We start from the raw sequence: 263 nt of genomic DNA, 5'->3' as shown, positions 1-263 counted from the left end.
CTGCACGCCGAACGCGGCGAGCCCCGAGCCCACGGCGTGCACCGCGAGCAGCACGGCGACCGGCTGCGGACGACGCACCAGGAGCACCGCGGCGAGGGGCGCGTACACCGCCGCGACCGTGAGGCCGATGTCGTCGAACCGGGCCTGCGCGGCCGGCGGGGCCGGAGAGAGGAAGGTGCCGGCGACGGGGGCCGCCGGGAGCTCGAACCGCCACGCCAGCAGGATCGACGCGGCCGCCAGACCCCAGGCGCTCGCGAGCACCG

The 263-nt window shown here is 78.3% G+C and carries 1 protein-coding gene; it reads right to left on the bottom strand.

What is annotated here, in order from left to right; all coding sequences use genetic code 11:
* The coding region (locus DW309_RS19230; protein ID WP_168387140.1) for a hypothetical protein at window positions 1-263 on the bottom strand (263 nt) is incomplete at both ends.

This window comes from Microbacterium sp. K41 (genome assembly GCF_004794395.1).
Classification (GTDB): domain Bacteria; phylum Actinomycetota; class Actinomycetes; order Actinomycetales; family Microbacteriaceae; genus Microbacterium; species Microbacterium sufflavum.
The sequence above is the reverse complement of the archived record's forward strand: the minus strand, read 5'-3'. Positions and strand labels throughout refer to the sequence as shown.